Annotated in this window: 2 protein-coding genes; both read right to left on the reverse strand. The window is 63.6% G+C overall.

Translation table 11 applies throughout. The annotated features are described in order from the left end of the window. Nucleotides 1-221: 221 nt before the first annotated feature. A complete protein-coding gene (locus FS320_RS39840; RefSeq protein ID WP_152717954.1) occupies nt 222-488 on the reverse strand; it encodes a hypothetical protein in 267 nt (88 codons plus the stop codon). 2 nt (nt 489-490) lie between these two features. Next, nucleotides 491-3,169 carry a pyruvate, phosphate dikinase gene (gene ppdK / locus FS320_RS39845; RefSeq protein WP_152717956.1) on the reverse strand — a complete coding sequence of 893 codons (2,679 nt, stop codon included), beginning with the start codon at nt 3,167-3,169 and terminating at the stop codon, nt 491-493. Nucleotides 3,170-3,780 lie beyond the last annotated feature (611 nt).

Consider the following 3,780-nt stretch of genomic DNA (forward strand, 5'->3'; position numbering starts at 1 on the left):
GCGAGATCGAAGCAGTGCACGTCACCAAAGGGAGACAAAAAGGTCTACGCGTCAAAGTGATAGACCATCAGCGGGGGCTCTTCGAGCAGACCTCATGAACCAGGGGGCATTATGAAGCGGGATCCAACGCCTGCTCGAGATCGGTCTCGACCTCGTACGCCACCTTGCCGCAATGACATGAACCCTTGTACAGCGCCATTCTTCCCCCCGCTTCGATATTGTTATCCCAAAGCCACCATCACCGTGACGATCAAACCCGCCCCGACGACGGCGACGAATCGATCTCCCATGGTGAGCGGCTCGGTCCTACCCTGAGCGGCCAATTGCCCGATCGCAAGATCGAGCACCAGTGAGACGGCAAAGGGCCAGGCCGCCGGCGGAACGGCGGTCTGCTGGAGGTGAGGCTGCTGCAGCATGAGAAGCCCGACCGCGATGCCGGAGATCAGCACCGCGATGATGTAGAGCAAGCGGCCGCGCGACAGAGCCATTTTTACGCCTGGCTCGCGGCCTTGTTGCCGAGCGCCGCCTGCGCCGCCGCCAGACGCGCGATCGGCACGCGGTACGGCGAGCAGGACACGTAATCGAGCCCGACCGATTGACAGAAGTGGATCGACGCCGGATCGCCGCCGTGCTCGCCGCAGATGCCGAGCTTGATGTTGGGCCTCGTCTTCTTGCCACGCTCCACCGCGAGCTTCACCAGTTCGCCCACGCCTTCCTGGTCGATGGTCACGAACGGATCCGCCGGCAGGAGGCCCTTCTGCGTGTACGGACCAAGGAAGGATGCCGCGTCGTCGCGCGAGATGCCGAGCGTCGTCTGCGTGAGGTCGTTGGTGCCGAACGAGAAGAACTCCGCCGACTCCGCGATCTCGCCGGCCAGCAGAGCCGCACGCGGCAGCTCGATCATCGTGCCGACTTGATAATCGACCTTCACGCCGCTCTCCTTCGCCACCGCTTCCGCCATGGCGACGATGCGCGCCTTCACGAGATCGAGCTCCGCCTTCGTCATGACGAGCGGTACCATGACCTCCGGCACGACGGGCTGGCCCGTTGTCTTGCCGGCTTCCACCGCCGCCTCGAAGATGGCACGCGCCTGCATCTCGGCGATCTCAGGATAGGCCACCGCCAGACGGCAGCCGCGGAAGCCGAGCATCGGGTTGAACTCGTGCAGTTCGCGGGCGCGGTGCTTCAGCTTGTCGACGGAGGCGTTCATCGCCTTCGCCACTTCCTGCATCTCCTCTTCCGAATGCGGCAGGAACTCGTGCAGTGGCGGATCGAGCAGACGGATCGTGACGGGCAGGCCGCTCATGATCGTGAACAGCTCGACGAAATCCTGACGTTGCATCGGCAGCAGCTTGGAGAGCGCTGCCCTGCGGCCGGCCTCGTCGTCGGAGAGAATCATCTCGCGCACGGCGACGATGCGGTCTCCCTCGAAGAACATGTGCTCCGTCCGGCACAGGCCGATGCCCTCCGCGCCGAAATTGCGCGCTGTCTTGGCGTCGAGCGGCGTTTCCGCATTGGCGCGCACCTTCATGTGGCGCACCTTGTCGGCCCAGCCCATGAGCGTGGCGAACTCGCCCGACAGCTCCGGCTCCAGCATCTCCACCTGGCCCAGCAGCACCTGGCCGTTGGAGCCGTCGATGGTGACGATGTCGCCCTTCTTGAGCGTCTGACCCGCCACCGTGAGCGTCTGCGAGGCATAGTCGACGCGGATCTGGCCGGCGCCCGAGACGCAGGGCTTGCCCATGCCGCGGGCGACCACCGCCGCGTGCGAGGTCATGCCGCCACGTGTGGTCAGAATGCCTTCCGCCGCATGCATGCCGTGGATGTCCTCCGGCGAGGTCTCGACGCGCACCAGGATGACCTTGTGGCCGGCCTTCTTGGCGGCTTCCGCGTCGTCCGAGTTGAACACGATCTCGCCCGAGGCCGCGCCGGGCGAGGCCGGCAGGCCGGTGGCCAGGATCTTGCGCTCAGCCTTCGGGTCGATGGTGGGATGGAGCAGCTGATCGAGGGCCGCCGGCTCGACGCGGGTGACGGCCTCTTCCTGCGTGATCAGCCCCTCGGATGCGAGTTCCACCGCGATGCGCAAGGCGGCTTTCGCCGTGCGCTTGCCGTTACGGGTCTGGAGCATCCAGAGCTTGCCGGTCTCGACCGTGAATTCCATGTCCTGCATGTCACGGTAATGCTTCTCGAGAATGCCGTAGATGCGCACGAGCTCGTTGTAAGCCTCGGGCATCGCGCTTTCCATCGAGGGCTTGTCGGAGCCGGAGGCGATCCGCGCCTTCTCGGTGATGTCCTGCGGGGTGCGGATGCCCGCCACCACGTCCTCGCCCTGGGCATTGATGAGGAACTCGCCGTAGAGCTCGCTCTCGCCGGTGGAGGGGTTGCGGGTGAAGGCGACGCCGGTGGCGGAGGTCTCGCCCATGTTGCCGAACACCATAGCCTGCACGTTCACCGCCGTGCCCCAGCTCGCCGGGATGGCGTGCAGCTCGCGGTACTTGATGGCGCGGTTGTTCATCCAGGAGCCGAACACGGCCCCGATGGCGCCCCACAGCTGCTCCTGTGGCTCCTGCGGGAAGGGCTTGCCGAGTTCCTTCTCGACGAGGTTCTTGTAGCGCGGAAGAATGGCCTTCCAGTCCTCGGCGGTCATGTCCGTGTCGAGGCTGTAGCCCTTGCGATCCTTGTACTCGTCGAGGATCTCCTCGAAATGGTGGTGTTCGATATCCAGCACCACGTTGGAATACATGGTGATGAAGCGACGATAGCTGTCATAGGCGAAGCGCTCGTCGCCCGCGCCCTTGGCCAGAGCACCGACGGTGACGTCGTTGAGGCCGAGATTGAGCACCGTGTCCATCATGCCTGGCATGGAGGCCCGTGCGCCGGAGCGGACGGAGACGAGAAGCGGGTTCTCGGCATCGCCGAAGGTCCGGCCCGTGAGGCGGCCGATATAGGTCAGGGCGTTCTCGACCTGGGTCTTCAGCTCCTCCGGATAGGAGCGGCCGTGATCGTAGTAATAGGTGCAGACTTCCGTCGTGATGGTGAAGCCCGGAGGCACCGGCAGTCCCAGATTGGACATCTCGGCCAGATTGGCCCCCTTGCCGCCCAGCAGGTTCTTCATCCCCGCCTGGCCCTCGGCCTTACCGTCCCCGAAGGTATAGACCCACTGCGTCATCGCTCGATCCCCTGGCTCTGAATACACCCTGCTGCCGCGTAGGTGCTGGCTTGAAACATGTGGAGCCCAAACGCAAGCTGAACAGCCACGGTTCCGGAATTTTCGGAGCAGGCAGGCATCGTGGCAGGACAGGAGTCCTAGAACGGCTGTCTCACTGTCATTCCAGGGCGACGAAGCGGAACCCGGAACGACAGTGTTTCACCGGTTTAGGGTGAGATTGAGATCCCCCATTCGGGATTCATCTCTTCGATCAGCCGGATTTTCCAATCCCGGCGCCATTTCTTGAGGACTTTCTCTCGATCAATGGCACCGGCAATCCGGTCAAAAGCCTCGTACAGACGAGACGTATCACATCACATTTCGATGTGAAGCCTTTGATAGCCTTGGCCTTATGCTCGAAGACACGGCGCGGCACATCATTCGTCCCCATAGGGAGTATCATGGCGGTCGCTGGCGAGCATGTAGACGTAGTACGTCATGGAAAATCGGGATAGGGGGGAGCCTCGCGGTTCCACCCCTCCCACACCACCGTACATACGGGTCCGTATACGGCGGTTCGTCGGATTACTCGACTGGCTGGACGTGGACAGAGGCGAGGCCGAGGCCTCTGA

The sequence above is a fragment of the Microvirga tunisiensis genome, from assembly GCF_009296175.1.
Lineage (GTDB): Bacteria > Pseudomonadota > Alphaproteobacteria > Rhizobiales > Beijerinckiaceae > Microvirga > Microvirga tunisiensis.